The sequence below is a fragment of the Paraburkholderia nodosa DSM 21604 genome (assembly GCF_000519185.1).
GTDB lineage: Bacteria > Pseudomonadota > Gammaproteobacteria > Burkholderiales > Burkholderiaceae > Paraburkholderia > Paraburkholderia nodosa.
On sequence record NZ_JAFA01000052.1, the window covers coordinates 19,537 to 44,261 of the forward strand.

The 24,725-nt window shown below is 65.2% G+C and carries 25 protein-coding genes; 9 read left to right on the forward strand and 16 right to left on the reverse strand.

Going from position 1 to position 24,725, the window contains the following annotated elements; genetic code table 11:
- Window position 1: 1 nt before the first annotated feature.
- From A3CW_RS0139820 to A3CW_RS49170, 8 genes are all read left to right on the forward strand, one after another.
- Window positions 2-547 carry a toxin-antitoxin system YwqK family antitoxin gene (locus A3CW_RS0139820; RefSeq protein ID WP_028208513.1) on the forward strand — a complete coding sequence of 182 codons (546 nt, stop codon included), beginning with the start codon at window positions 2-4 and terminating at the stop codon, window positions 545-547.
- 43 nt (window positions 548-590) lie between these two features.
- On the forward strand, window positions 591-986 hold the full coding sequence (locus A3CW_RS0139825; RefSeq protein ID WP_028208514.1) for a DUF4280 domain-containing protein: 396 nt from the start codon (window positions 591-593) through the stop codon (window positions 984-986).
- A 362-nt stretch (window positions 987-1,348) separates the two neighbouring features.
- Window positions 1,349-2,122: a hypothetical protein gene (locus A3CW_RS0139830; protein ID WP_028208515.1), complete on the forward strand. Its 774-nt coding sequence runs from the start codon at window positions 1,349-1,351 to the stop codon at window positions 2,120-2,122.
- 237 nt (window positions 2,123-2,359) lie between these two features.
- Window positions 2,360-3,943, forward strand: coding sequence for an alpha/beta hydrolase family protein (locus A3CW_RS0139835; RefSeq protein ID WP_028208516.1), 1,584 nt, complete (start codon window positions 2,360-2,362; stop codon window positions 3,941-3,943).
- A 42-nt stretch (window positions 3,944-3,985) separates the two neighbouring features.
- On the forward strand, window positions 3,986-5,560 hold the full coding sequence (locus A3CW_RS0139840; protein ID WP_028208517.1) for a serine/threonine-protein kinase: 1,575 nt from the start codon (window positions 3,986-3,988) through the stop codon (window positions 5,558-5,560).
- Window positions 5,561-5,642: 82 nt separating this feature from the next.
- Window positions 5,643-6,059 (forward strand): hypothetical protein, encoded by a 417-nt coding sequence (locus tag A3CW_RS49165; RefSeq protein WP_051482031.1) that lies wholly within the window; start codon window positions 5,643-5,645, stop codon window positions 6,057-6,059.
- Complete coding sequence (locus A3CW_RS0139850) at window positions 6,056-6,625, forward strand: MerR family transcriptional regulator (protein WP_028208518.1); 570 nt, start codon at window positions 6,056-6,058, stop codon at window positions 6,623-6,625. The genes A3CW_RS49165 and A3CW_RS0139850 overlap by 4 nt, the downstream gene beginning before the upstream one ends.
- Window positions 6,626-6,765: 140 nt before the next feature.
- Window positions 6,766-7,185, forward strand: a complete 420-nt coding sequence (locus A3CW_RS49170; RefSeq protein ID WP_051482033.1) for an ester cyclase — start codon at window positions 6,766-6,768, stop codon at window positions 7,183-7,185.
- 70 nt (window positions 7,186-7,255) lie between these two features.
- On the opposite strand, the gene A3CW_RS0139860 is transcribed toward A3CW_RS49170, so the two are convergent.
- Complete coding sequence (locus tag A3CW_RS0139860; protein WP_051482034.1) at window positions 7,256-8,527, reverse strand: NAD(P)/FAD-dependent oxidoreductase; 1,272 nt, start codon at window positions 8,525-8,527, stop codon at window positions 7,256-7,258.
- 182 nt (window positions 8,528-8,709) lie between these two features.
- On the opposite strand from A3CW_RS0139860, the gene A3CW_RS0139865 reads away from it, so the two are divergent.
- Window positions 8,710-9,447 (forward strand): class I SAM-dependent methyltransferase, encoded by a 738-nt coding sequence (locus A3CW_RS0139865; RefSeq protein ID WP_028208520.1) that lies wholly within the window; start codon window positions 8,710-8,712, stop codon window positions 9,445-9,447.
- Window positions 9,448-9,488: 41 nt separating this feature from the next.
- On the opposite strand, the gene A3CW_RS0139870 is transcribed toward A3CW_RS0139865, so the two are convergent.
- From A3CW_RS0139870 to A3CW_RS0139940, 15 genes are all read right to left on the reverse strand, one after another.
- Window positions 9,489-9,929, reverse strand: a complete 441-nt coding sequence (locus A3CW_RS0139870) for a YbjQ family protein (RefSeq protein WP_028208521.1) — start codon at window positions 9,927-9,929, stop codon at window positions 9,489-9,491.
- 17 nt (window positions 9,930-9,946) lie between these two features.
- Window positions 9,947-10,402, reverse strand: a complete 456-nt coding sequence (locus A3CW_RS0139875; protein ID WP_028208522.1) for a signal peptidase — start codon at window positions 10,400-10,402, stop codon at window positions 9,947-9,949.
- 35 nt (window positions 10,403-10,437) lie between these two features.
- Window positions 10,438-11,682 (reverse strand): beta-ketoacyl synthase N-terminal-like domain-containing protein, encoded by a 1,245-nt coding sequence (locus tag A3CW_RS0139880; protein ID WP_028208523.1) that lies wholly within the window; start codon window positions 11,680-11,682, stop codon window positions 10,438-10,440.
- Window positions 11,683-11,684: 2 nt separating this feature from the next.
- Window positions 11,685-12,911: a beta-ketoacyl-ACP synthase gene (locus tag A3CW_RS0139885; RefSeq protein WP_028208524.1), complete on the reverse strand. Its 1,227-nt coding sequence runs from the start codon at window positions 12,909-12,911 to the stop codon at window positions 11,685-11,687.
- Window positions 12,911-13,636 carry a 3-ketoacyl-ACP reductase FabG2 gene (locus A3CW_RS0139890; protein WP_028208525.1) on the reverse strand — a complete coding sequence of 242 codons (726 nt, stop codon included), beginning with the start codon at window positions 13,634-13,636 and terminating at the stop codon, window positions 12,911-12,913. The genes A3CW_RS0139885 and A3CW_RS0139890 overlap by 1 nt, the downstream gene beginning before the upstream one ends.
- Complete coding sequence (locus A3CW_RS0139895) at window positions 13,633-14,118, reverse strand: hotdog family protein (RefSeq protein WP_028208526.1); 486 nt, start codon at window positions 14,116-14,118, stop codon at window positions 13,633-13,635. Before A3CW_RS0139895 ends, A3CW_RS0139890 begins: the two co-directional genes overlap by 4 nt.
- A gap of 8 nt (window positions 14,119-14,126) precedes the next feature.
- The gene (locus A3CW_RS0139900) at window positions 14,127-15,305 is read right to left on the reverse strand and encodes a beta-ketoacyl-[acyl-carrier-protein] synthase family protein (RefSeq protein ID WP_028208527.1); all 1,179 of its coding nucleotides are present in this window, start codon (window positions 15,303-15,305) and stop codon (window positions 14,127-14,129) included.
- Entirely contained in the window at window positions 15,305-17,716 is a 2,412-nt protein-coding gene (locus A3CW_RS0139905) for an MMPL family transporter (RefSeq protein WP_028208528.1), read from the reverse strand. Before A3CW_RS0139905 ends, A3CW_RS0139900 begins: the two co-directional genes overlap by 1 nt.
- Complete coding sequence (locus A3CW_RS0139910) at window positions 17,716-18,399, reverse strand: outer membrane lipoprotein carrier protein LolA (protein ID WP_028208529.1); 684 nt, start codon at window positions 18,397-18,399, stop codon at window positions 17,716-17,718. The genes A3CW_RS0139905 and A3CW_RS0139910 overlap by 1 nt, the downstream gene beginning before the upstream one ends.
- The gene (locus A3CW_RS0139915; RefSeq protein ID WP_028208530.1) at window positions 18,387-18,827 is read right to left on the reverse strand and encodes an acyl-CoA thioesterase; all 441 of its coding nucleotides are present in this window, start codon (window positions 18,825-18,827) and stop codon (window positions 18,387-18,389) included. The genes A3CW_RS0139910 and A3CW_RS0139915 overlap by 13 nt, the downstream gene beginning before the upstream one ends.
- Window positions 18,824-20,401: an HAL/PAL/TAL family ammonia-lyase gene (locus A3CW_RS0139920; RefSeq protein WP_028208531.1), complete on the reverse strand. Its 1,578-nt coding sequence runs from the start codon at window positions 20,399-20,401 to the stop codon at window positions 18,824-18,826. Before A3CW_RS0139920 ends, A3CW_RS0139915 begins: the two co-directional genes overlap by 4 nt.
- Entirely contained in the window at window positions 20,388-22,097 is a 1,710-nt protein-coding gene (locus A3CW_RS0139925) for a glycosyltransferase family 2 protein (protein WP_028208532.1), read from the reverse strand. Before A3CW_RS0139925 ends, A3CW_RS0139920 begins: the two co-directional genes overlap by 14 nt.
- Window positions 22,094-23,809 carry an AMP-binding protein gene (locus A3CW_RS0139930; RefSeq protein ID WP_028208533.1) on the reverse strand — a complete coding sequence of 572 codons (1,716 nt, stop codon included), beginning with the start codon at window positions 23,807-23,809 and terminating at the stop codon, window positions 22,094-22,096. The genes A3CW_RS0139925 and A3CW_RS0139930 overlap by 4 nt, the downstream gene beginning before the upstream one ends.
- Window positions 23,806-24,405 carry a COG4648 family protein gene (locus tag A3CW_RS0139935; protein WP_245623857.1) on the reverse strand — a complete coding sequence of 200 codons (600 nt, stop codon included), beginning with the start codon at window positions 24,403-24,405 and terminating at the stop codon, window positions 23,806-23,808. Before A3CW_RS0139935 ends, A3CW_RS0139930 begins: the two co-directional genes overlap by 4 nt.
- Window positions 24,406-24,470: 65 nt before the next feature.
- Window positions 24,471-24,722, reverse strand: coding sequence for an acyl carrier protein (locus A3CW_RS0139940; protein WP_028208535.1), 252 nt, complete (start codon window positions 24,720-24,722; stop codon window positions 24,471-24,473).
- Window positions 24,723-24,725: the final 3 nt, after the last annotated feature.

Genomic DNA, 24,725 nt, shown 5'->3' on the forward strand with positions numbered 1-24,725 from the left:
CATGGAGACGATTCAACCGGTCACGATAGAACGCGACGACACGCGCATTGAAGGCGCGACGCTGGGCGGCGCGCTACACGGACCCGTGCGCATCGAGGCGGAAGGACGTCCCGTCGCGATGATTCGTTATGCGAATGGCGTGCTCAGCGGCCCAGCCACTTACTTCTATCCAGAGGGCAATCCATCGGCGCAGGTGCAGTATGCGAACGGCAAGCTCGACGGCAAGGCACTCTTCTACCACCCCGATGGAAAGATCCAGCGCGAGGCGCACTACGCGCACGGCGTGCTGCACGGCGTTTCGCGCACCTGGCTGGCCGACGGCACGCTTCTCGAAGAAGCGCATTACCGCAACGGCAAGCTGCATGGTGTCTTGCAGCGCTTCCATCCAAATGGCTGCCTGGCGCTGCGGCAGCCGTTCAACGCCGGAAAGCCGCTCGAAGCGGCGAAACGTTATACCGACGACAACCGCCCGCTAGCGGCGGACGGCAAGCCGCTGCCGCGCTGGAAGCAATGGTGGCAATCGCTCGCGAATCCGTCTTCGGCTTGATTTCAGCCTGATACGTTCGCACGAACACGGAAGGAGACACACGATGACCAGTCCGCAAGTCTGCGCCGGCGCCACACTGCAATGCTCGTTTGGCGGCGCGCCGGGCACGCTCAACGTTCTCCCCGTCAATCGCGTGCTCGTGAGCGGTGTGCCCGCCGCGACGATTGCGGACTCGATTCCGATCGCCAATGTCACGCCGTTCGCGCTGTGCCAAAGCCCGGCGAACCCTACGGTGATCGCGGCGACTGCTGCAGCGCTGGGCGTGTTCACGCCCATGCCCTGCGTTCCGGCTACACCGTCGCCGTGGATTCCGGGCGGTGCACCCACCGTGACGCTGGGCGCCATGCCGGCGCTGGATGCTCAGGCAACGCTCGTTTGTATTTGGGGCGGCGTGATCAAGGTGGTGCAGCCGGGGCAGGTAACTACGCTTGTGCCGTAGGGTATGGACAGCTACCCGAAAACATCGTCGTACGATCTTTTCAAACCACGCACAAGGTGGACAGCATGCCGAATTGCATTAAATGCCGAGCTTTCCTGCATCACGAGCCAACTGCTTACGATCCCTGCCCTTATTGCGGCTTCCCAAACGCAATATCGAGTACGCCTTACTATCCTCCACCACCTCACGGTGCTTACCCTCAATACGGCTATTATGTGCCGCCGCCCTACCTGCAACCGCAGCCGTTATATTGGACACCAGACACGGGGTATCACGGCGCTTATCCTCCGCAACATGCCCCAATGCAGGTCCCAAAGCCGAGCAACTTCATCAAATGCGCAAAATGTGGCGGTACGGACAGAATGGGCACGGGACATGTTTGCTTTCCCGACATACCGTCACCGCTGCGCTTGAATAACGGCGAAATCACAATCCTGATTGCCGAGCACGAATCCTTTATTGCTAAATACAGCAGCAGCAATTACGCGCCGATTGTGGATAGAGTGAAACGTTCGAGGGCCAAGCTCGTTGAACTGAATATGGAGCTCGTGCTGCGTAACAAGATCAAGATTGCCGCACAGGAGAATAAAGCCCGCTTTGGCCGCTTTCCTCTGCCAACCGACTTCGACATCGCCGGCGCCAGATACCTTGCGTACGTCATCCAGTTGCTGGCAAGGAAAGCCGATCCGCCAGATGGTATGCCGGAGCCCCCGGAGGTACGCTTGATGGATAGCTTGACTGTGGCAGTGGGCAGTTGCTCTGACGGAACCGGCTTAAATTATTCGCTTTCAGGTGAGTGCGAGGGGCAAAAAGTCGACGTGCTTCAGCCCGAAATTCATTCGTTCTGTGGCTCTGTCTACCTGAAGTTCTATGCCATCAATACTGTTTTCGATATAGAACAGAATTTAGGAAAGGCGTCGAGTTACGCTCCGGAGACTTACCAGATTCGCGTCTGTGCCGAGCCCAAGCTCTGGAACGGTCTGGATACGAAGAAGGAGAAAAAGCACTACAACGGCATGACCACGCTATGGGTAGGATCGAAAACGAATCCCTATCCCTTGATTCCCGAAGAGACCGGCGTTGGCAGCCCCATGCTCCCCTGCCTAAGATGTCAGCACTTCTCAGAAAGGCTTTAGCAACTGCGCGGACAACACGCATGTCAACCTTGTTTCGGTAGTTGTTTCATAGGCCGCGGACGTTTAATTACATGCACTTATCGCATTCCCACGAAGCGCTTGATCAAGTTCTTCATCAAGCGCTTCAATGGAAAATTGTTCCCGCAACAAGTAGCAATCGGCGATTTCGTTTACCTATACTCGTTTGACTCTGCAAGGCAGCCCCATTTTCCGAACATCAAAAAAACGGAGCGTGAGATGCGAGGAGCGATTCTTAAGACGGGTTGGGTACTTCTGACTTTCTTTTTGTCGAGTGCCAGTGTCGTCGTGCAGGCGGGATCGACATGCAGCGGGTTGAGCTGCTTTTTCCGCGGCCAGCTAGTCGAGCAGAGAACGAGCCTGCGCCTGAGCGCGAGTGACTTCAGCAAACTGCTGGGGACAAACGCAACCGGTCAGCAATTGCTGCAGATTGCCGGCACGCCCCGCTGCGACATCGAAATCAAGTACTTCCGCTACCTCACGATAGGCGGTGCGGGCGAACCCACCATGTCGAGCGCGGCGTTGATGATCCCTGGCGGCGGCGCGTCCTGTACGGGGCCGCGCCCCCTCATGTTGTACGCGCACGGAACCACGACCTACCGCAACTACAACATCGCCGACATTACGCAAACGGACCCGGCCAACGGCGACGGCGCGGGCGAAGGCATTGCCGTGGCGGCGATCTACGCAGCGCAAGGCTATATCGTCGTGGCAAGCAACTATGCCGGCTACGCGGGCTCCCCCTTGCCGTACCACCCCTATCTGAACGGCGAGCAGCAATCCGCCGATGTGATCGATTCGTTACGCGCGGCCCGCTTCGCGATGGCCTTGCCCGATCCGGCAAACAAGACGCGTGAGAACGGCAAGCTGTTCGTCACCGGATATTCGCAGGGCGGCTACGTGGCGCTCGCTACACACCGCGCGCTGCAGGCGGCCGGCATCAACGTCACGGCTTCCGCGCCCGGCTCGGGTCCGTACGCGCTGGGCGCCATGGCCGATGCCCTCGTCCAGGGCGAGGTCGACCTCGGCTCGACCATCTTCACGGTGCTGGTGACCACGAGCTACCAGCACGCCTACGGCAATATCTATCGCAAGCCAGGCGACTTTTTCGAGGCGGCCTATGCCCCGGGAATAGAGAACCTGTTGCCGAGCGTCACGTCAATGGACACCTTGTTCGCCAAAGGCAAACTGCCCGCAACGCAGCTCTTCAGCAGCACGCCGCCTGCGTCACAGTTCGCTTCGTTGACGCCGCCTCTTGCCCCGCCCCTCGCGCCCGCTGAATTGACGCCGCTATTCGCGATGGGATTCGGCACCGCGAATCTCGTGCGCAATACCTATCGTCTGAGCATCCTCGAAGACCAGATCGTCAACCCGGATGGCGCGTATCCCTCGCCGACCGCAGCGATGGCCCCGGCTGCCAGTCCGGCTCAGCCGCTGCGTCAGGCGTTCAGGAGAAACGATCTGCGTAACTGGGTGCCGCGCTCGCCCGTGCTGCTATGTGGCGGCCATCTCGACCCAACCGTGTTCTTTTTCAATGCTGCAATCGAGCAGGCCTACTGGAAAAACGCCAACGTCCCGCCGGGCCTGACGAACGTGCTCGACGTCGATTCCGCTCCAGGCGCGAGCGATCCGTTTGCCGCTGTGAAAGCGGGTTTCGCTCAGGCCAAGGCATCGGTCGCCACTCAGGCTGTTCAGGCTGGCGCAACGGATGGCGGCCTTTCTGCCGTGCTTCAGGCCTACCACGCCGACATCGTCGCGCCGTTCTGCATGGTCGCTGCGCGCGGCTTCTTCGGCAACTTCTGAGTGGCAGACGAGTATCGCGCGCGATTAGCGGAGGTGAAGACGATGGGACGCAGTGAAGCAGAATCCATTTACCAGGCCTGGAACACCTCTGCGAGCAAGCGCGCCGTCACGCCCGTCGCGAGAGCGACGGGCAAGTTCGACGAATTTCGCGCGCATGGCTTTGACATCGTCACGGCGCGCCTGCTCGCTTACCAGCGCACGCACGGCTCTCACAAAACCGCGGAGCAGACCTGGAAGCTCCTCGAAAAATTCGAGCGCCGCAACGGGGATATCGTCGCCCGGGAGTTGATGAAGGTCCTGCAGGCGGAGACCGTTCTCAAGGGCATGCTCGCTCAATTTCCGGCTGCGATGTTCCCCAAACTGTCCGACGACGCGCAGGAATACGCAACGAAGCTCGATCCCAACAACGTGGTCTTTCCGAAAACCGGCAAGCGAATCCGCATCGTCCGTATGCTCGGCAAGGGCGGGATGGGGGGCGCAGTCTTTCTCGGTGAAGAGCAAAACGGGCAACGCTATGCAGTCAAACACTTTGTCAGGGACTCGTATACCGTGACCGGTTATGGCGGCCCCACGCCTAGAAATCGTCTCGACAAAACCAGCCAGTACCTGATGCGGTACTTCGAAGCAGCCCTGACCACAACGTGCGTGGACGTTCTGACGCTCGGACGCGATGAGTACGTCTTGCTGGAACTCGGCGAAGGCACGGTCGATTACACGACACTGAATATGTCGGACCTCATCAGCGTGTTCGAGGACCTGCGCAAGTTGTATGAGTTCTCCCGGCATTACATGACAGTGGACGTCACGCAGGATGTCAGCGTGTTGCACCTCGATATTCACGGTGAAAATCTGATGCGGTTCGGTGGGAAACTACGGCTGATCGACTTCGGCCAGGCCATCATTTTCAGCCCTGGGCAGGACGATATGGTGCGATCAGCCACCCCCGTCGCCTACGTAAAAACCAACCCAAATCTCTATTTCCAGAACGACTCGTTTCTTGAGTCAAAGAAGGCTTACTACGATCAGGAGCAAGGAAGCTGGAAGAAATACATCGACGACTGGCAACAGGCCTATCGCGTCGCACCTGAGGTGCTGTTGTGCGAGAGTTGCAGCCGGCAGTATCCGGCGGGACTCGACATCAAGGAATGTCTGCGCTGCGGCTCCAAAAAAATCGTAACCGCGAAGCTACGCGAGGTCGATATCAACGCAATCGCCAGACTCAAGGGCGTTTCACCCGGCACGATTGGTGACAATCCCTACGCTCACGGCACAGTGACCTCCGTCGATCCTCAGGAATACGGCTGCATCGTTCTGACCGCGGTGCTGATCAAGGAAATATGGGCCGCCACCGAGCACGGACGCAATTTGGGCATGGGCGGCGCCTCGGCTCGTGCGATCGTGAACGTCAACGTCTATTCGCAGGCGCGGCGCGGTATGCACCTGTTCAAGGGCGAAGCGCAAGCGGGAGTCGTCCAGATCCTGCTCATGTGGTTCGATGAAATGATGCGCCGCCTGTTCGACGGCGAGTCGTTTTCCGCCCGCGACGCGGTGACTTTTTTCGGTGGCACGCGTGGATCGCAGGCTTCCCGCCAGCGCCGCCACTCCGTAGCCTTCTGACACTGAGCGAAGGGGCTTGACCCGACTACCGTAGTCACCTTCACGATCGATACCGTGTTCAACAAACAGGGAATCGATCGAGATGGAAACGACCCGCGATCTCACTGACGACGCCTTCCTCGAAGCCTTTCTCGCCTGCCGGTTGCCACCGTCTGCGTTCAATCATCGCAATCATCTGCGCGTGGCGTGGATACACTTGCAGCGCTTTCCTCTGGACGAGGCGATCGAGCGCACCTGTGCCGGTATCGCGCGATACGCCACGCATCTCGGCGCGCCGGACCGGTACCACCGTACAATCACGGAGGCGCTGATCCGGCTCATGGCGCATGCGGGCGCATCGGATCCATTGCACTCGTTCGATGCGCTTCTCGCACACGCACCGGCCTTTTCCGGCGATTGCCGCGCGCTTGTCGCCGCATACTATTCGCCCGACAGGCTGAGCCGGCCCGAAGCGCGCCTGTTCTTCCTCCCACCCGATAGACTTCCCTTGCCGTCATGACACGTCTCACTCGTTTCACTCTCGGACGACTGGCACGCGAGGCGGGACTTTCGCGTTCCTCGCTGCTGCACTACGAAGCGCTGGGCTTGCTCGTGCCGGTCGCGCGCAGCACCGCGGGCTACCGGCTCTACGATGAGACGCAACGCGAGCGTCTACGCGCAATCTGTGCGTATCGGGCCGCCGGGTTGCCATTAGCCGCAATACGCGACGTCCTCGCGAACGAGGCAGATAGAGCCGCCCAGATCCTTGAAACGCATTTGATGGTGTTGACGGAGGAAATCGCGCGTCTCAAGCAGCGTCAGAATGCGATTGCCACGTTGCTCGCGCAACCATCGTTTCGCCGGCGAGGAAAGAAACGCGGCAAAGACGCGTGGGTAGCGTTGCTGCGGAGCGCAGGCTTCGACGAAGCGGAGATGGACAGGTGGCATGCAGGGTTCGAGGCTGAAAACCCCGACTCGCACGCAGCGTTTCTGGCTTCACTCGGACTCACACGGGAAGAGGTGAAAGCAATCCGCCGGCGCGCGAAACTCACAGGCAGGCCACCCTCCGGGCACGTGGCCTCGTGAAGGTCATGGAACGCGAAGCCCCGAACGTGCGCCACCGCACGTTCTCGTACGACTCCGGCGCACGTCCTGGCGCTTGCCCGCCTACTCTGCAGCAACCGGCTTTCACTTCCCACGCTCGCCAACCAGGAGACATTCATTCCATGCATGAAACAAGCGATATTGTTCGCGCGTTTATCGAGGAAGTCCTGAATCAAGGGCAGATCGACGCCGTGGAGCGGTTTTTCTGGGAAGACATGGTCGAGCAGGTGCCGTTCCCCGGCCAGGGTCCCGGTATCGAGGGCCTCAAGGATGTCGTGCGAGGGATGCGAGCCGCGTTCCCGGACATGCATTGGCGCGTCGAGGAACAACTCACAGAAGGCGACCGCGTGCTGACCCGCTTCGAGTGGACGGGCACGCACAGGGGAGCATTCCTCGGCGTGGACGCGACGGGGCGCTCCGTCAAGGTATGGGGCATGGTCATCGACCGCTTTCAGGAAGCCAGGATCAAGGAAACCCGCCTCATCATGGATACGCTTGGGCTGATGATCCAGCTAGGCGCGGTGCCTCCACCGGGCCAGTGAAACCGCGAAAACCGGGTTGGTCCTGCGACCCGCCGCAGGCGCCAACCCAACATGCGGCCCTCACCGCTCGCTACAGGGACAGCTTGCACGCCTCATGCAGCGAAGTGAGCCTGCGCACCGGCTCCGCCACGTACGGGTTGCTCTCGTCCCATGCGTAGCCCGCCAGCACCGAGCTAATCATCCGACGGATCAAGGGCGTCTGGCGCGGGTAGTAAATGATGTCCTGCAGCTCGCCCGTGTACCAGCGCTCGACGAACGCGCGGAACGTGTCGATACCCTTGCGCAGTGGCACGTCGTATTCGGCCTGCCAGTCCACGGCCGCACCGCCGAGCGCGCGCTCGAGCACCTTCACGGCCAGGTGCGCCGAACGCAGCGCAATGGTGACGCCCGAAGAAAACACCGGGTCGAGAAACTCGCCCGCGTTGCCGAGTAGCGCGAAGCCTGGCCCATGCAATCGTTCGACGTTGGCCGAATAGCCGCCGATCTGGTTCACGGGCATGAGAAATGGCGCGTCGCCGATCAGGCGGTTCAGTGTCGGCTCCTCGCGAATGAGCGCGCGCAGCCGCGCCTCGCGTTCCGCTTGCGGCACGTCGAGGAAAGCGGCATCGGCAACACAGCCCACCGAAGAGCGGCCGCCCGCGAGCGGGATCATCCAGAACCACACGTCGCGGTGCTCGGGGTGCGTCGCGATGCAAATCTTGTTGCGATCGAAGGCGTCCAGCGGCAGCCCGTCACGCACATGACTGAAGATCGCGGCACGCGTCGGCAGACCGGTGGGCGCCTCCAGCTTCAGGAGGCGCGGCAGCACGCGGCCGAAGCCGCTCGCGTCGAGCACGAATCGCGCGTGCACTTCATAGCGCGCCTGGTGTTCGTCGATCACCTCCAGCACCGGCGCGTCGCCCGTGCGCATGCCCGTCACCGTGTGGCCGAAACGCACTTCGGCGCCCTGCTGCGCGGCGCAGCCGATCAACAGCTCGTCGAACTTCGCGCGCTCCACCTGGTACGTCGTGCCCCAGCCCGCCGTATGCTTGTCGCGGAAGTCGTACGACGATACCTCATCGCGCCACACGAAATGCGCGCCATTCTTGTACTGAAAGCCGGCCTCCACCACGGCCTGCAGCATGCCGGCCTCTTCGAGATACGCCATGCTTTGCGGCAAGAGGCTCTCGCCGATCGAGAAGCGCGGGAAATGCTGGCGCTCCAGCACGAGCACCGAACGGCCGGCCTTGCGCAACAAGGCGGCAGCGACCGCGCCCGAGGGGCCCGCGCCGATGATCGCCACGTCGACGGCTTCGCGTCGCGCGGCTGGGGTCGTAACGGCTTCTCCAATGCTCTTTTCCATAGTCCGATTCCTTCTCTTTCTGACGCGCTCTGTTACGTCCTGTCACGTCCTGTTACGTCTTGTAGGCCCAATGCAAGCGCACTACGCTGCGCGAAACCGTGATTCTGACACCCCTCGCCCCGCCCTTGCATTTACAATGCCCATTCTCGTCCACGACCGCATTCGCAACGGATAAAAAAAATATGTCGGTTTCCGAATCAAATTACGTCCCGTTCGTACCGGAAACGGCCTTCGGCATCTGGTTTCTCCGCACCCATACGTGGGAGCACCACGTGCTGCGCGTGGCGATCAATGACCTCAAGCACCTCGTGGACGCGCCTTTGCCCGATTCGCCCGAAATCGTCGATGTCGGCTGCGGCCAGGGCAAGTCGTTCCGCCTGCTGGCCGAGGCTTTCCGCCCGCGCCGCATCGTCGGGATCGACTATCACGAGGCGTCGCTCGAACTGGCGGCGCGCGCCGCGCGAACCTGCCAGGACAAATTGCAGACGTCAACCGCGTTCGAGCTGCTGCACGGCGACTGCGCGAGCCTGCCGCTACCCACGGCCAGCGCGGACATCGTCTTCTGCCACCAGACGTTCCATCATCTCGTCGAGCAGGAACGCGCGCTCGCGGAGTTCCACCGCGTGCTCAAGCCGGGCGGCGTGCTGCTGTTCGCCGAATCCACCGAGGCTTACATCCGCTCGTGGGTCATCCGCCTGCTATTCCGCCATCCGATGCACGTGCAGAAAAGCGCCAATGGCTACCTCGAGATGATCCGCACGGCGGGTTTCCGCTTTTCGGAGCGCAATGTTTCGCTGCCCTATCTGTGGTGGAGCCGTGCAGCGGATTTCGGTCTCTTCGAGCGCCTCGGCCTGCATCATCCCAAGCCTGGGAAGCGGCGCGAAACCCTGGTCAACGTAGCCGCCGTCAAGCCGGCATGAAGGCGGCGTGAGGCGGGTCGCCCGACGCCGCCCGCTGCGGGTTACTTGCCGCCCTTGAGCGTCACCACGTCGCCGACGAGCGCCACGCCGGCGATCATTGCGCCCGCGCCACACGTGAATTCGGTGGCGCTCTCGCGCAGTTCGTTCTTGTAGTTGCTCTTGATGTTGATGATCGCGTTGCCGCCTTCCTTGCGCGCGTGTTCCTGCAACTCGGCCACGGCCGAAAGGAACACGTGCTGGCACGCCGCTTCGTCGCTCTTGCCAAACGCGTTCGTCTTCTTGTTCGTGGAGAACTGGCCCAGCGTTTTCTTCACCGCCGGATGAGGCTGGCCCGCAAAGTACAGCGCAATGTCGTCGCTCACCTTGCCGGGCTCGCTCTGGAGCGCCACATCGACGGAATAGGTGTCGACCGTATTGCGTGCGTAGGCGTGCGACGCCGCAAAAGCCGCGCACAGCGCGGCGAACATCCACAGTTTCTTCATTGCTTTTCTCCGTTGGTTTAGTTCGTTTGCAGCACCACGAGGTCGCCCGTGACGGCGATGGCCGCCGCGCTCGGACTCACGCCGCAGGTGTATTCGGTGGCCGACCCGGTTTCGGTGCCGTGAAAGCGCGTGGTCACGTTGATGACGGCGTTGGCGCCCTTGTTGTGGGCGTCCGCGCGCAGCTTGTCGAGCGCGGTCGCGAGCGCCTTGTTGCAGGTAGCCTCGGCGCCGTCGGTCGCGCGGGCGACACGCAGGGAATGCGAGGCGTCACCCACGTGGCGCACCACTTCCGGATGCGGCTGCGCACCGAAATACACGGCGATTTTCGCGGCGGGGTCCGCGCTGGACGCGGCCTTGGCTGTCGAGAGGGAAGCCGCGGGCTGGATCGGCAGCGTGAGGCGCTCCGATCCGCAAGCGGCCAACGTCAGGCTGACGATCGCGGCCGTGCTCAGCGTGAGGTAAGTCTTTTTCATTGGAATCCTCATTATCTTCAGGGTTGCCTGAAACCTCAGACCGCATTCCAGGCGCGAAACACCAGGCTCGCGCAACTGCCGCCGAACCCGAATGAAACCGACATCGCCGTCTCGATGCGCGCATCGCGCGTTTCCCGCACGAGCGGCATGCCGGCCGCAGCCGCATCGAGCGCTTCGATGCCCACGGCACCGGCAATCCGGCGATCGCGCATCATCAGCAAGGTGTAGATGGCTTCGTGCGCACCGCATGCGCCGAGCGGGTGGCCGCTGAGCGCCTTCGTCGAGGAAAACGCGGGCACATTGCCGCCGAACACGGCGCGTAGCGCCAGCAGTTCCTCGATATCGCCCGAGGGCGTCGAAGGCGCATGGGTGTTGATGTAGTCGGGACGGCAGCCGGCCTCGCCGAGCGCCTCGCGCATCGCACGCGCAATGCCGCCCGCCTGCGGCGCGACCATCTGCGCGCCGTCGGTGCCATGGCCGTAGCCGGTCAGCTCGGCGTAGATGCGCGCGTTGCGTGCCTGCGCATGCGCGAGCGATTCGAGCACGAGGATGCCTGCGCCCGAGCCGATCACAAAGCCGTCACGCTGCGCGTCATAGGGCCTCGACGCCCGTTCCGGCGTGTCGTTGAAGCCGCGCGAGAGTGCGCCCATCGCGTCGAACATCAGCGTCATGTTGTCGTGCAAGCCTTCGGCGCCGCCCGCGAGCACGATGTCCTGGCGGCCCGTCTGGATCAGCTGCATGGCCTGGCCGATTGCGAGTGCCGAAGTCGTGCACGCCGACGAAGGCGAATACGTCACGCCTTCCATTCCGAACACGTGCGCAAGATTCGCCGATGTCGTGCTGCTCATCGCCTGCGGCACCGTATAGGGCGGCACGCGGTCGATGCCGCGCGCGTTCGCGCTTTCCATGGCCGTGTCGTAGGCGGACATCGTGCCGACGCCCGAGCCCACCACCGCGCCGGCCCGAGGCGTGCGCAGCGCGTGCGCGTCGAGCTGCGCATCGGCGATCGCGCGGCGCGCGGCGTGGCAGGCAAAGCGCGCCGTGTCGCCCATGAAGCGTTCGGCTTTGCGCTCGAACGGCGCTTCACCGTCCACCGAAGCGACGGCCGCCACCTGGCTCGCGAAGCCGCGTTCGCGCCACGCCTGAACGCGCGTGATGCCGCCCCGCCCGTCGCGCAATCGCGAGGAAACGCCGTCGAGCGTATTGCCGAGGCACGAGACGATGCCCATGCCCGTCACGACGACGCGCTGCAAGCCGCCCGCTGATAACGATGTCGGCATGCTCAACGCGCGCGCCGGAAGATCAGCGACGTGTTCACGCCGCCAAACGCGAAGTTGTTGCTCATCACGTATTCGGCGTCTATCGTGCGCGGCTCGCCCAGGATGTAGTCGAGCGGCGCGCAGGCCGGATCGACCTCGGTCAGGTTGAGCGTGGGCGCGTACCAGTTGCGCTTCATCATCTCGATCGTCCACCAGGCCTCGATCGCGCCACAAGCGCCGAGCGTATGGCCGATATAGCTCTTGAGCGAGCTGATCGGCATGCGCGCGCCGAAGGTCTCCGCCGTAGCCTGGCTCTCGGCCACGTCGCCGCGATCCGTGGAGGTGCCGTGCGCATTCACATACGCGATCGCCTCGGGGGCCAACTGCGCGTCGGCGAGCGCCTGGCGCATCGCGACCGCCATCGTGGCCGCCGTGGGCTGCGTGATATGCGCTCCGTCCGAATTGCAGCCGAAGCCCACCACTTCCGCATGAATGCGCGCGCCGCGCGCCACGGCATGCTCGTATTCCTCGAGCACGAGCGTAGCCGCGCCTTCGCCCACCACGAGGCCGTCGCGTGCGGCATCGAACGGACGCGGCGTGAGTTGCGGCTCGTCGTTGCGCGTGCTCGTGGCGTAGAGCATGTCGAACACGGCCACGCTGGGCCCTGAGAGCTCCTCGGCGCCGCCCGCGAGCATCAGCGTCTGCTTGCCATTCGCGATCATCTCGTAGGCGTAGCCAATGGCCTGGCTGCCCGAAGCACACGCGCACGACGTCGGCACGATGCGTCCTTTGAGGTCCCAGAAGAGGCTCACGTTCACGGCCGTGGTGTGAGGCATCATCTGCACATAGCTGTTCGACGTCACGTCGCTCATCGAGCCCGTTTCGAGCATCTTGCCGAACGCACGCACCGGCTCGACCGAACCGGCCGATGACCCGTACGCCACGCCCATGCGGCCGTCCTTGATCGACGCGTCGTCGAGCAGGCCCGCGTCCGCCAGCGCGTGTTCGCTCGCGCGCACCGCGTAGAGCGAGACCGGGCCCATCGAACGCGTTTTCTTGCGCGGGTAATGTTCAGGTGTATTGAACGCCGGCAGCGGGCACGCAAGGCGCGTATGCAGCGATTCGATATAGTCCCAGTCGTGCACGCGCTTGACGGCGTTGACGCCGCTCTTGAGCGCGGCTTCGACCTGCTCCCACTGATCGCCGAGCGCGGTCACTCCGCCCATGCCGGTAATGACGACGCGTTTCATCAGACCATCCCGCCGTTGACGCCGATGACCTGGCGCGTGACATAAGACGCCGCGTCGGACATCAAAAAGCCGACCACGGCCGCGACTTCGGCGGGCTGTCCCACGCGATTCATCGGCACGGCCTTGAGCGCGTGTTCGAGCGGCACGTCGTCGAGCATGCCCGTATCGACGAGCCCGGGCGCGACGCTGTTGACCGTGATGTTGCGCGTGGCCAGTTCCACAGCGAGCGCTTTCGTCGCGCCGATCAGCCCGGCCTTGGCCGCGCTGTAGTTGACCTGCCCGCGATTGCCCGTCACGCCCGACACTGAGGCCACCGTCACGATCCGGCCGCCCTTGCGCGCACGCACCATCGGCATGACGAGCGGATGCACGACGTTGTAGAACGCGTCGAGGCCCGTTTCGAGCACGATGTCCCAGTCTTCGTCGGTCAGTGCGGGGAACGCGGCGTCGCGCGTCACGCCCGCGCAGCAGACGATGCCGTAGTAGGCGCCGTGTGCCGCCACGTCTTCTTCGAGCGCCGTGCGGCATGCGGTGCGGTCGCGCACGTCGAACTGCAGCACGCTGGCCGCGCCGCCCTGTGCGACGATGCCTGCCGTGACGGCATCCGCTTCGTTGCGGCCCGTGCGGCAATGCACGGTGACGGCAAAGCCGTCCGCGGCGAGATGATAGGCGATCGCGCGACCAATGCCGCGGCTCGCGCCGGTGACGAGAACACGACGGCTCATGATCTGGAATTCTCCTCGATGAAAGTCTGAAAATCGCGCGGCTGATACACCTTCACGGTGGCCTCGGCGAATAGTTTGCCATCCTGACTGATGGTGCAGCCGTACGCGCCGTGGCCTTCTTCGCTGCGCAGCAGTTCGTTGACCGTAATGCTGAGCGGCGCGCCACTTGCGAACGCGCCTTGCGCCGCCTCATAGCGGCGCGTGCCGAGCAGCACGCCTGGGCGCGCGGGCTTGCCATCGCGCATCGACAACAGGCCGACGTGGGCCGCGATCGCCTGCGCCATCAGTTCGATGCCGATCCACGCGGGCATCGCGCCCTGCTCGTCGGCATACCAGGCATCGGCGCGCACGCTGGCAAGCGCCGTGAGCGATTCGTCGCTGCATACGGCGACCGAGTCGAGCAGCAGCATCGTGCCGCGGTGCGGGATGATCGCCTCGATCGGCGGGAATGCGTCCGTCGATAAGGAAGGAACGGAATTCATGGCCTTGATCACCGTCCGAGTATGAGTGAAACGTTGCTGCCGCCAAACGCGAATGAGTTACTCATCACGTATTGGCGCACGCCGTTGCGCGGCAAATACCGCACGTCTTCAACCAGGTCGAGCGAGGGCAGCGCCGGGTCGGCTTCGCCGTCCCACAGATGGCGCGGCAGCGCAACGTCGTCGCGAGCGAGCGTGAGCCACGCGAGCCCCAGTTCGCTCGCGCCCGCCGCGCCGAGCGTATGGCCCGTGAGCGGCTTCGTGCCGCTCGCGGCCACGCCGTCAGGAAACACGCGCGCCATGAGGTGCGCTTCCATCTGGTCGTTCTTGATCGTGGCGGTTGCGTGCAGGTTGACGTAGCCGATCGCGGCCGCACCGATGCCCGCGTCGGCGAGCGCGGCACGCAATGCGAGTTCGCCGCCCGCGCCCTGTGGGTCGGGTGCGGAAATATGATGGGCGTCGCTCGACTCGCCCGCGCCCGCCAGCATCACCGGCCCCGCCTCGCGGCTCATCAGGAACACCGCCGCGCCCTCGCCGATGTTGATGCCGCGACGCTGCGCGCTCATCGGGTTGGTGCGTACGGGGCTCGTCGATTCGAGCGAGGCGAAACCTTGCAGCGTGAGTTCGCAAAGCGAATCGACGCCGCCCACGACGACGGCATCGCACAGGTTCGCGCGCAGCAGACGGCGCGCGGCGACGAACGCCTTGGCGCTCGACGTGCATGCCGTGGAGATCGTGTACGCCGGGCCGCGTAGGTCGAGCGCCGCGGCGGCAAACGGCGCGGCCGTGCCGATCTCCATCTGGCGGTAATCGAACGTCGAAGCGGCTTTTTGCTGCAGAGGATGGGTGAACGTCATTTCCGCGGCACTGATGCCCGACGTGCTCGTACCCAGCACGACGCCGATACGGCCCGCGCCAAAGCGTTCGCGCGCGGCTTCGATGGCGCTGCGGATCTGTGCCAGCGCGGCAAGCAGAAGCCGGTTGTTGCGGCAGTCGTAGCAGGCGAGCGATGCGGGCGGCGCAACGTCGAGCGGCGCCTTCACGCTGCCCGCGAACGCCGTACCGGTGCGGGTCGCGATCGGCCCCATGCCGGGCGCCTCGCCGCGCGCGAGCGCATCGACGATCGCAGCCACGTCGTCGCCAAGCGCGTTGACCATGCCGAGCGCGTGCAAATAGACAGGGAGCGCCATTAGGCCTTTCTCCGTTGATTCGTGGGCATGCCGATCGGCGCGAGCATGACGGACACCATGATGCCGAGCGACAGTGTGGCGCCGAAGCTCTTGAGCGCGGGCATCGAACTCATGCCGAGCATGCCGAACGAGAGCAGCGTGGTCGCGGCGGATAGCAGCACACCCGTCCATACCGCGCCGCGATCGGTGGCAGCGCGCATCGCGCCTTCGCGCAGAAAGACGGCATAGTTCGCGCCCACGCCGAGCACGAGCATCAGCGCCAGCATGTTGAAGAGATTGATGCGCACGTGCGCATAGCCGAAAGCGGCGAGCGTGACGCCGATGGCGAGCCACACCGGCAGTGCAACCGAGATGGCGCCGCGCCAGCCGTAGCGGAACATCAGCAGCGCGAGCACGAGCGTGAGCGCACCCGCGAGCCAGATCGCACCGTCCTGCCGATACACGCCGAACAGCCGCGATACGCTCGCCGCCTTGTCGACGAAGCTCACGCCGGGCAGCGCATGCGCGACGTCGAGAAGCGCGGGCGCGTTCGCAGCGGACACGCCTTGCGGAATCACGATCGCGGCGAATGCACCGGGCGTGCTCACGGAACGCCCGAGCCACAGGTGGCGGAACGGCTGCGACCAGGGTTCGGCAAGCCAGTCGTCCACGTGCAGCACGGAAGCGCCCGAATGCGCCCAGGCATCTAGCCACGTTTGCGCCACCTCGTCACGAAAGCCCGCCGCGCCCAGCAATGTGCGCAAAGCGGCGGGATCGGCGAACACGTGCGCGCCGAGCAACGCGCGATCGGCCCGCTGCCGCGCTTCGGACGGCACGAACGACGTCACCGACTGCCAGCCGCTCAGCGCAGACGCGCCCGTGAGCGTGCCGAGCCGCGCGCACAACGCCTCGGTGCGCTCGAGCACGACCTCGGGCGACGTGCCGCGCACGACGAATAACTGAGCGCTGCTGTCGGCCCCCACGGCGCTCGACACCACACGCTCCTGCGCAACGAGCGCCGGGTCCCGCTGGATCAGCAGATGAATGTCGTCGTCGCTGCGCAGTTGCAGCCAGCCCGGCACGGCAACGACCACGAGTGCGAGCGCGACGCCCCATGCGCGCCGCCCGCCGATCAGCGCTTGCCATTTCGCGAGCGAGGCCGCGGCCACCGCGAAGAGCGTTTGGGGACTGCGGCGCGCGGGCTGCGTCATGAGGCTCGGCAGCAGCCAGATGACGGAAGCGAAGGCGGTGAAGATGCCGACGATGGCAAAGCAGGCGATCTGCCTGAGCGCCGGAAACGGCGCGAACGTCAGAATGGCGTAGCCAAGCAGGCTCGTACTGAGCGCCACCGTGAGCGCGGGCAGCACGTCGCGCGCGCCGCGCCGCGAATCCCAGCCGTGCCGCGCGCCGAGGTAGACGACGAAGTACTGAATGGAGTAATCGACCGCCTCGCCGATCAGGCTCGCGCCGAACACAAGCGTCAACAGATGCAGCTTGCCGAAGACGAGCATGGTGGCCGCGAGCGCGCACACGATGCCGAGCGCGGTGGAAACGAAACCCAGCAGGATCAGCCGCGGCGAGCGGAAGATCCAGAGCATGAGCAGCGCGATGCCTACCGCCGAAACGATGCCGATCAGATGCACGTCGCGCTCCGAGGCGCGGCGCGCAGACTCGGCATAGAACACGGCGCCCGTGCGCGCGACGGTCACATCGGGCCATGAAGCCTTGAGCGCGGCCTCGCCGTGTGCGACGGCAAGCAGCACGCCTCGCTGAACATCGGATTCGTAGGCTGATCCAGGCAGCGTGCCGATAACGAGCACGCTCGTGGTGTTAGCGCGGTGCGCAACGAGGAAACTGTCTTCGATGGTGAGATTCGATGCCGCGAGCGGCAGCCCCGTGAGCCAGTGCTGAAGCCAGCCGAAGGGATCGTCGGCGAGCGACGTTGCGAGACCCGCGTCCGGCAGTCCATAGAGGCGCTCGGCGAGCGCTCCGCGCAGCGTTTCGATGCTCCCGGAAGCAATCGCACGGTCTTGCGCCGTGAGCAGCCCAAAGCGGTACGGCAGGTAGAAGCGCGTAATGCGGCCGAGGTCGAACGGCGGGACTTGCGCCGTCACCGAAGCGAACGCGTGACTCGCGCTCAGCACCGCGCCCAGTCGCTGCGCCGCGGCTTTCGCGTGCACCGCGTCGCTGCTCGACACCAGCAGCACGGCGCGGTTGCCGAGCGCGCTCGCAAGCTGGTCCACGGCCTCTTCGGCCACGGGGTCGGCCTCGGTTGCCGGCAGCAGCGCGAGCAGGTTCGTCTGCAGGGGCGTCGGTCCCGCAAAGCGCCAGGCGCAATACAGCGCCGCCGCGAGGGCCAGCAGCAGCCACGCGGCGCGCAGCGTCCACTGCCGCCACGGCTGGGTTGCGGTGCGAAGCTCAGAGGAACTCACTACGGCGTTCCGAAAAGCTTCTGGTCGGCGGGCGCCAGTTCGGACACCTGCGCGCTGCCGCTAAAGTCGTACTGCGTGACGTCGCCGTTGGCGAACGTGATGCGCAAGCTGTGCAGGAAGTCGCCGCCTTCCATCTCGATGCCGCGCAGCGCCTGCGCGATCTGCGGCTGGCGCGGCACGAGGTGCATCTGCCATTGCGAAGGCGTCCCGCGCGCCGCCACGTCGAATTGCGAGTACAGCCCGCTCAGGTCGCCGCCGAGCATCGCCCGCATCATCTTCGCGATCTCCGCCGCACCGCGCGCGCCCTGTGCACCGCCGTTCCGGGTGCGCTGATCAGGTTGAACGTTGGCATCGATCACGGTGACACCGCTGTCGCGCATGATCCACGTTTTCCTGTACGGCGTCTCGACCTGCCAGATCACGCCACGCTCGCGAAAGAACAGCAGCGAGCCCGTGCTGACGAGCGGGGCTTTCATCGCGGCAAGCGTCTGCGTTTGCGTGAAATGCGCACGCACGCCGTTCGCACGCGCGAGACGCGACGCGATCTGCGAGACGAGTGCCGCGTCGCCGGCGCTCGCGTTCGTGCTCACGGTTACAGCCGCCGTCGCGGCCCGCGCCGGCATCCACATCGACTGAAGCGCAAGCAGAGCGGCCACCGCCGCGCATCGTTTCAACGCGCCCATGCACGCTCCAGCCTTTCGAGCACGACCGGCGGCGAGACGAACTGCAGCTCCTGCGTCGCGGCGTTCACGGCGACCTGGATCGTGTAGCCCTTCGTGAGCCGCGTGCGCGAATCGCAATCGTAGATTTCGTAGCTGATTTTCAGGCGATTTTCGTACTCGAGCAGGTGTGCGCAGACCTCGAGTTGCTGCCCGTAAACGGCGGGCCGCACATACTTTAAATGCGCTTCGACCACGGGCCAGACGTAGCCCGAGGTCTGCATCTCGCGATAGTCGTAGTCGAACTTGCGCAGCAGCGCCGCGCGGCCGAATTCGAAATACTTCAGATAGTGGCCGTGCCAGCAGACATTCATTGCGTCGACGTCATGGAACGGCACTTCCACGTTCGCACTTGCGCTCAACACCGGCGCAAGCTTGCGTGATTCGCTCATGGCCTGCCCTCCGCGTTCTGCGCCAGGAAGTCGCCTGTTGCGATCCGCTCCGTCATGGCGCGCAGTTCGTGTTCGAGCGCGCGGTCCTCGTCGACGAATGGCGACGTCGCGGCTACGTCTTCCATGAACGCGGCAAGCGGCTCGGGAATCACGGTCGCGGCGTTGCCGCGCAGCCGCAGGCGCGCGGCCTGCACGGTGGCGAGCGCGTGGGCGGCCGCGACCTGCTCGGTAAGTTGCAGCACGCGCAAACAGTCGCGCGCCGCGATCGTCCCCATGCTCACCTTGTCCTGATTGTGTGCCTCCGTCGAGCGGGAGAACACGCTCGCGGGCATCGTGTGCTTGAGCGCTTCCGCCGTCCACGCCGACGACGAAATCTGCACGGCCTTGAAGCCGTGATTGATCGGCGCACGCGCACTCGTCGCGCCCGTGAGATTGCGCGGCAGGTCGTTGTTGAACTTGTCGTCGACGAGTAAGGCGAGTTGCCGGTCCATCAGATCGGCAAGATTCGCCACGGCCGTCTTGAGGCCGTCCATGGCGAACGCGATATGGCCGCCGTAGAAGTTGCCGCCGTGCAGCACGCGCTCGCCGTCGGGATCGATCAGCGGATTGTCGTTGGCGCTGTTCAGTTCGTTCTCGATGTCGCGGCGCATCCACGCGAGCGCGTCGTTCGCCACGCCGATCACGTGGGGCGCGCAGCGGATCGAATAGCGGTCCTGCAAGCGGTGACCCGGCGTGTCCGGACGGCCAGCCAGATCGGCACGGATCCAGGCCGCCGCCTCGCCCTGCCCAGCGTGCGGCTTGGCTTCGAAGATAAACGCGTCGAAATGCGCGGCGCGCCCGTCGAGCGCCACCGTGGCGAGCGCGGTGAGCCGCGCGGCCAGACGCGCGAGCTGCGCCGCGCGCGTGAACGCGAGACAGGCGAGGCCCGTCATGACCGCCGTGCCGTTCATCAGCGCGAGGCCTTCCTTGGGCGCGAGCGTGAGCGGTTCGCGGCCTAGCGCGAGCCACGCGTCGCGCGCCTCGCACGGCGCGCCGCGAAACTGCACGCCGCGCTCGCCGACCAGCGCCGCCGCGACATACGAAAGCGGCGTGAGGTCGCCGCTTGCGCCCACCGAGCCTTCGGCGGGAATACGCGGCAACACGCGATGATTGATGAGATCGGCAAGGCGTTCGAGTAGCACCGGGCGTACGCCCGAAAGCCCGAACGCCAGCGAATTCAGACGCGCGGCGATCACGGCGAGCGCCGCGGCGTCGTCGAGATACTCGCCCATGCCGCAGCCGTGATAGCGCGTGAGCTGCAGCGGCAGGGCCTCGACGAGCGCCATCGGCACGTCGACGACGCAGGCGTCGCCGTAGCCCGTATTGACGCCGTACACGGTCGCACCGGCTTCGAGATGCCGACGCAGAAACTCCGCCCCGCGCGCGATGCGTTCGCGCCAGGCCGGGTCGTCGTTGAGCCGCACGGCGGCGCCGCCGCGCGCTACCGCCACGACGTCCTCGATCGTCAAATGGCGGCCGCCGAATACCACGGCATCCGCTTTGACGTCGGCATCCTTCAGGTCAGTTTCGGCCATCCGCACCCCCACTGGGGCGCGCCCAGAAATCGTAGAAGTTGAACCATTGGTAAGGCGCCTTGCGGCAATAGTGTTCGAGGCGCGACGCAAAGCGCTGCGCCCATGCCGCTATATGCTCGGCGCGGCCCCGCCGCGGCAAATCGATGCGCTCGGCAAACGGCTCGAAGTAGAGCCGGTAGCCCGTGCGCTCTTTCAGGCAGAACAACAGATAAACGGGGCACGCGAGCGCGTGCGCCAATACATAGGGCCCCTGAGCAAACGCGGCTGTCTCGCCGAGGAATTGCGCTTCGGTGGTACGGCCGGTTTCGCGCGCGGGCGTGCGGTCGCCGACGATGACGAGCAGCTCGCCGCGCTCGATGCGCTCCTGCATCATCAGCGCCGTTTGCGGGCCGAAGTCGCTCACCGGCACGAGATGCTGCGCGAAATCGTGGTGTGCGGTGGACAGCACGCTGTTGAAGCGTTTCGCGTGCTCCGTGTAGACGATGGCCGTCACCTTCGTTTGCGCGCCGCGCACGGCCAGCGCCCGCGCCATTTCGAGGTTGCCGTGGTGCGAGCCGATCACGAGCGCGCCGCGACCGCTCGCGATCAACGCGTCGAACGCGCGTGGGTCGTCGATCTCCACGTCGGTCTGATCGACGCGGCCTGTCCAGGCGGCCAGCTTGTCGAAGCCCGATTGCGCGAACGAGAGCATATGGCGGTAGGCCGTGAACCAGCCGGGGCGCGGCGTCTCGCGTTCCGGCGAACACTGCTGCAGCCGGTCGAAATAGCGCCGCGAGGCGTCGCGCGCGGGACGGCCCGTCACCAGGAAGTAAGCGACGATGGGGTGCAGCCAGAGCGCGGTGAAGCGCCGCCCGAACAGGCCGCAGCTCCAGGCGAGCAGCGCCATGCCGAGCCGGCTGCCGCGTTCGGCCGTGCGCCACCACGGGTCGTTGCCATCGCCCGCATCCGTGCGCCGCGGCAGGACCTTGTGCGCGAGCAGCAGCGGCAGACGTGCGAGCATGCCCGCGACGAGCCGCGTATGGCTGCGGCTGATGCGCACGTTGTCCCACAGCACGTCGAAATGCGAGACGCCATCGGCCGCATAGGTGACGGCGGTCGGAATCGAGACGAACGCCACGCGCCGCCAGTGCAGGCGCACGAGAATCTCGATGTCGAAGTCCATGCGCTCGGGCAGCTTCACGCTGTCGATCAGCGCGCACGCGAGGTCGAGCGGATAGAGGCGGAAGCCGCACATCGAATCGCGAATCGTGAACGAAAGCGTCTCGATCCAGACCCACACATGGGTCAGATAGCGCCCGTAGAGACGCGCTTTCGGCACGCTCTCGTCGTAGACGGGCTGGCCGATCACGACCGCGCGCGGATTCGCCTGCGCGGCGGCGAGAAAGCGCGGGACGTCCCCGGCGTCGTGCTGGCCGTCGGCGTCGATCTGCAGCGCGTGCGTATAGCCCGCGTCGCGCGCGGCGCGCAGCCCCGCCATCACCGCCGCGCCCTTGCCGCCGTTCACGGGCAGGCGCCGCAGCGTAAGCTTGCCGGCGTAGCGCCGCGCGAGGTCCGCCAGCACCTGCTGGGTGGCGTCGTCGCTGCCATCGTCCACGACGATGAGCGGCAGGCCGTGGACGATCAGGTTCGCCACGGTGCCGCCGATCGCGTCCTTGTGGTTGTAGATCGGAATGACGATACAGGCCGCGAGGCTCATGCGGGCTCCCTGTATACGAAGGCGCCGGACGCGCAGTCGCGTTCGCCGACGCGCCACGCGAACGCCACGCGCCGGCGCGCGGCGTCGTGCTTGAGCACGAGCTTGAGCAGCGCACCCGGCGGTACCGGCATGGTGAATTTCAGTTGATCGATCGAGGCGAGCGCGCGCACGCCGGGCACCCAGTCGCGCGCGAAGCGCATCGCCCAGTCGACCTGCACGACGCCAGGCAGAATCGGCAGGCCCGGAAAGTGGCCCGCGAAATGAACGAGCGTGTGCGGCACTCGCAATTCGAATGTCCGCCCTTCCGCGTCGTCCCATTGCGCGAGCAACTCGAACCCTTCTTCGCTGGCCGCGAACGCGCGGGCGACTGCCTGCGCCTGAATCTTGCCGCGCGAGTCGACTGGCAGCGCGCAATGAATGCGCCAGTGGCGCGGCAGAACGACCGCGTCGAACCAGGCGGCGAGATGGCGGCGCAACGCCTTGAGGAGCAGAACGCGGCCATCGCGGCGCAGCGTTTCGCGGCCCTCTGCGGTGAGCACCACGAGCGCGCCTATGCGCTCGCGCGAGCCGCCTTCGAGCAGCACGGTCCTCACTTCCGCGACGCCGGGATGCAGCAGCAGCTTGCTCTCCATCTCGCTGAGCGACACACGCTTGCCGTCGAGCTTGACCACGCGGTCGAGACGCCCTTGCAGCACGAAGCGGCCGTGCTCGTCGAACGCGGCCTTGTCGTCGGTGCGATGCCAGCCGTCGTGGCCGAGATGCGGCGAGCGCACTTCGAGCGCACCGCCCTGTTCCGCTGCGCCCGCGCGCGCGGCGATGCCCGGCATGGGCGTCCACGCTTGCATTTCGTTTTGTCTGCGCCAGGCGATGCCGCCCGTCTCCGTGCTGCCGTAGATCTCCAGCGGCGCGGCACCGAACGTGGCGGCGTATTGCTGCGCGGTGTCGAGCGGCAGCGGGCCGCCCGACGAGAAGAACGCGCGCGGCTGCGGACCGAGCGTCGCGAAGCCCGGCAGATCGGGCCAGCGCGAGAGCTGCGCAGGCGTCGAGACGACAACGGTCGCGCCGCACTGCGCCGAACATTCGGCAATCCGCGCCTGCAATTGCGCCGGGTCGGCACAGGTCGCGCGGGCGAACGGCCTTCCCGCGGCCAGTGGCCAGAAGACGCGGAACAGCAGCCCGTAGATGTGGTGATGCGGCACGCTCGCGAGCACGGCCGCGTCGCCCAGCAGCGTGCCCCACGCGGCTTCCAGCGTATGCACTTCGGCGTCGAACTGCGCGAGCGTCTTGTGTACGGGCTTCGGCGTGCCGCTGCTGCCGGACGTGAAGAGCGTGAGCATCGCATTCGCGTCGATCGCCATGCCGAGGTCGACAGGCTGAACCGCAGCCGTATCGGCACACCACCCGGCAAGCTCGTTTTCGTCCAGCACCGCGTCGTACGCGTCGCTCAGTTCGGCGAGATAGCCCGGCGTCGCGTTCGCCGGAATCACGGGCACCTTGCCGGCCGCAAGCAGTCCGAACAAAGCACAGGCGAACAGATACGGGTCGTCGCTCCATAGCGCGAAGCGCCGGCCCGGCCGCGTGCGCAGGCGCGCGGCCATGCCCAGCACATGCGCACGGAACGTAGCGAAATCCGTCACGTTCGCGCCATCGACGCAAACCACGCTACGCGGCGCGCGGCAACGCGTCACGAGAAGCTCGTGCAATGCGATCACACCGCCTCCCGTCGCGCAGCACGCGGCAGCATGATCCATTTGCGCCAGACGAACTCGCCGGCCAGCAGCGCGCCGATGATCCCGTAGGCGAGCGCGCCGTTGTAGAGCGACCAGGCGCGAGCGGACCAGGCGAGTGCCGTCCAGGCGGAAAACAGGCTGTTCAAAGCGAAAAAGCCACACCAGAGCTGCGTGACGCGGCGCGTATAGCGCACGATGTGCGCGGGCGGATCGGCATAGGTCAGACGCGCGAATTTTTCGACCATCGACGGACCCTTCACGAGGGTCGCGCCGAATGCGACGAGCAGCCCGAGATTCACGAGCGAAGGATACAGGCGCATGAGCCGTTCGCTATTGGTGATCACGATGGCCACCGAGGCAACATTGAGCGTGACGGCCACGGCCCAGTCCACCGGCGTGAGCTTGCGCAGCGTTGCGGCGAGCGCGCCCGTGCCGGCCACGCGCTGCATCCAGAGCAGCACGAGCAGCAACAAGCCCACGAAGCGCGGCGAATCCCAGCGCCACGCGCACAGGATCACGACCGGGTAAGCGAGACCGGCTAGCAGCTTCCACTTGCTGCGCGCCCGGCTGCCTGCCACGTTGCTTTCACCTGCAGCGGCGGGCTCAGCCGAGCCGTGCCTGCGAAGAACCGTCACGAATGGCCTCAAGCCTGGGTCACGAGCAGCGACTCGACCGCGGCGATCACGTCGCCCACCGTGCGCACCTGCTTGAACTCTTCCGGCTTGATGCGGCGGCCCGTCATTTCCTGGAGCTTGATGGCCAGATCGACGGCGTCGATGCTGTCCAGATCCAGTTCCTCGAACAGGTGCGCCTCCGGCGTGACGCGTGCCGGATCGATATCGAAGTTCTCGTGAAAGATCTCGCGGATACGGTCGAGAATTTCAGCTTCGTTCATGAT

Bases quoted from the DNA above. Each gene is read 5' to 3' on its own strand.
- A3CW_RS0139820 (WP_028208513.1), top strand. From the start codon at position 2: ATGGAGACGATTCAACCGGTCACGATAGAACGCGACGACACGCGCATT.
- A3CW_RS0139825 (WP_028208514.1), top strand. From the start codon at position 591: ATGACCAGTCCGCAAGTCTGCGCCGGCGCCACACTGCAATGCTCGTTT.
- A3CW_RS0139830 (WP_028208515.1), top strand. From the start codon at position 1,349: ATGGGCACGGGACATGTTTGCTTTCCCGACATACCGTCACCGCTGCGC.
- A3CW_RS0139835 (WP_028208516.1), top strand. From the start codon at position 2,360: ATGCGAGGAGCGATTCTTAAGACGGGTTGGGTACTTCTGACTTTCTTT.
- A3CW_RS0139840 (WP_028208517.1), top strand. From the start codon at position 3,986: ATGGGACGCAGTGAAGCAGAATCCATTTACCAGGCCTGGAACACCTCT.
- A3CW_RS49165 (WP_051482031.1), top strand. From the start codon at position 5,643: ATGGAAACGACCCGCGATCTCACTGACGACGCCTTCCTCGAAGCCTTT.
- A3CW_RS0139850 (WP_028208518.1), top strand. From the start codon at position 6,056: ATGACACGTCTCACTCGTTTCACTCTCGGACGACTGGCACGCGAGGCG.
- A3CW_RS49170 (WP_051482033.1), top strand. From the start codon at position 6,766: ATGCATGAAACAAGCGATATTGTTCGCGCGTTTATCGAGGAAGTCCTG.
- A3CW_RS0139860 (WP_051482034.1), bottom strand. From the start codon at position 8,527: ATGGAAAAGAGCATTGGAGAAGCCGTTACGACCCCAGCCGCGCGACGC.
- A3CW_RS0139865 (WP_028208520.1), top strand. From the start codon at position 8,710: ATGTCGGTTTCCGAATCAAATTACGTCCCGTTCGTACCGGAAACGGCC.
- A3CW_RS0139870 (WP_028208521.1), bottom strand. From the start codon at position 9,929: ATGAAGAAACTGTGGATGTTCGCCGCGCTGTGCGCGGCTTTTGCGGCG.
- A3CW_RS0139875 (WP_028208522.1), bottom strand. From the start codon at position 10,402: ATGAAAAAGACTTACCTCACGCTGAGCACGGCCGCGATCGTCAGCCTG.
- A3CW_RS0139880 (WP_028208523.1), bottom strand. From the start codon at position 11,682: ATGCCGACATCGTTATCAGCGGGCGGCTTGCAGCGCGTCGTCGTGACG.
- A3CW_RS0139885 (WP_028208524.1), bottom strand. From the start codon at position 12,911: ATGAAACGCGTCGTCATTACCGGCATGGGCGGAGTGACCGCGCTCGGC.
- A3CW_RS0139890 (WP_028208525.1), bottom strand. From the start codon at position 13,636: ATGAGCCGTCGTGTTCTCGTCACCGGCGCGAGCCGCGGCATTGGTCGC.
- A3CW_RS0139895 (WP_028208526.1), bottom strand. From the start codon at position 14,118: ATGAATTCCGTTCCTTCCTTATCGACGGACGCATTCCCGCCGATCGAG.
- A3CW_RS0139900 (WP_028208527.1), bottom strand. From the start codon at position 15,305: ATGGCGCTCCCTGTCTATTTGCACGCGCTCGGCATGGTCAACGCGCTT.
- A3CW_RS0139910 (WP_028208529.1), bottom strand. From the start codon at position 18,399: ATGGGCGCGTTGAAACGATGCGCGGCGGTGGCCGCTCTGCTTGCGCTT.
- A3CW_RS0139915 (WP_028208530.1), bottom strand. From the start codon at position 18,827: ATGAGCGAATCACGCAAGCTTGCGCCGGTGTTGAGCGCAAGTGCGAAC.
- A3CW_RS0139920 (WP_028208531.1), bottom strand. From the start codon at position 20,401: ATGGCCGAAACTGACCTGAAGGATGCCGACGTCAAAGCGGATGCCGTG.
- A3CW_RS0139925 (WP_028208532.1), bottom strand. From the start codon at position 22,097: ATGAGCCTCGCGGCCTGTATCGTCATTCCGATCTACAACCACAAGGAC.
- A3CW_RS0139940 (WP_028208535.1), bottom strand. From the start codon at position 24,722: ATGAACGAAGCTGAAATTCTCGACCGTATCCGCGAGATCTTTCACGAG.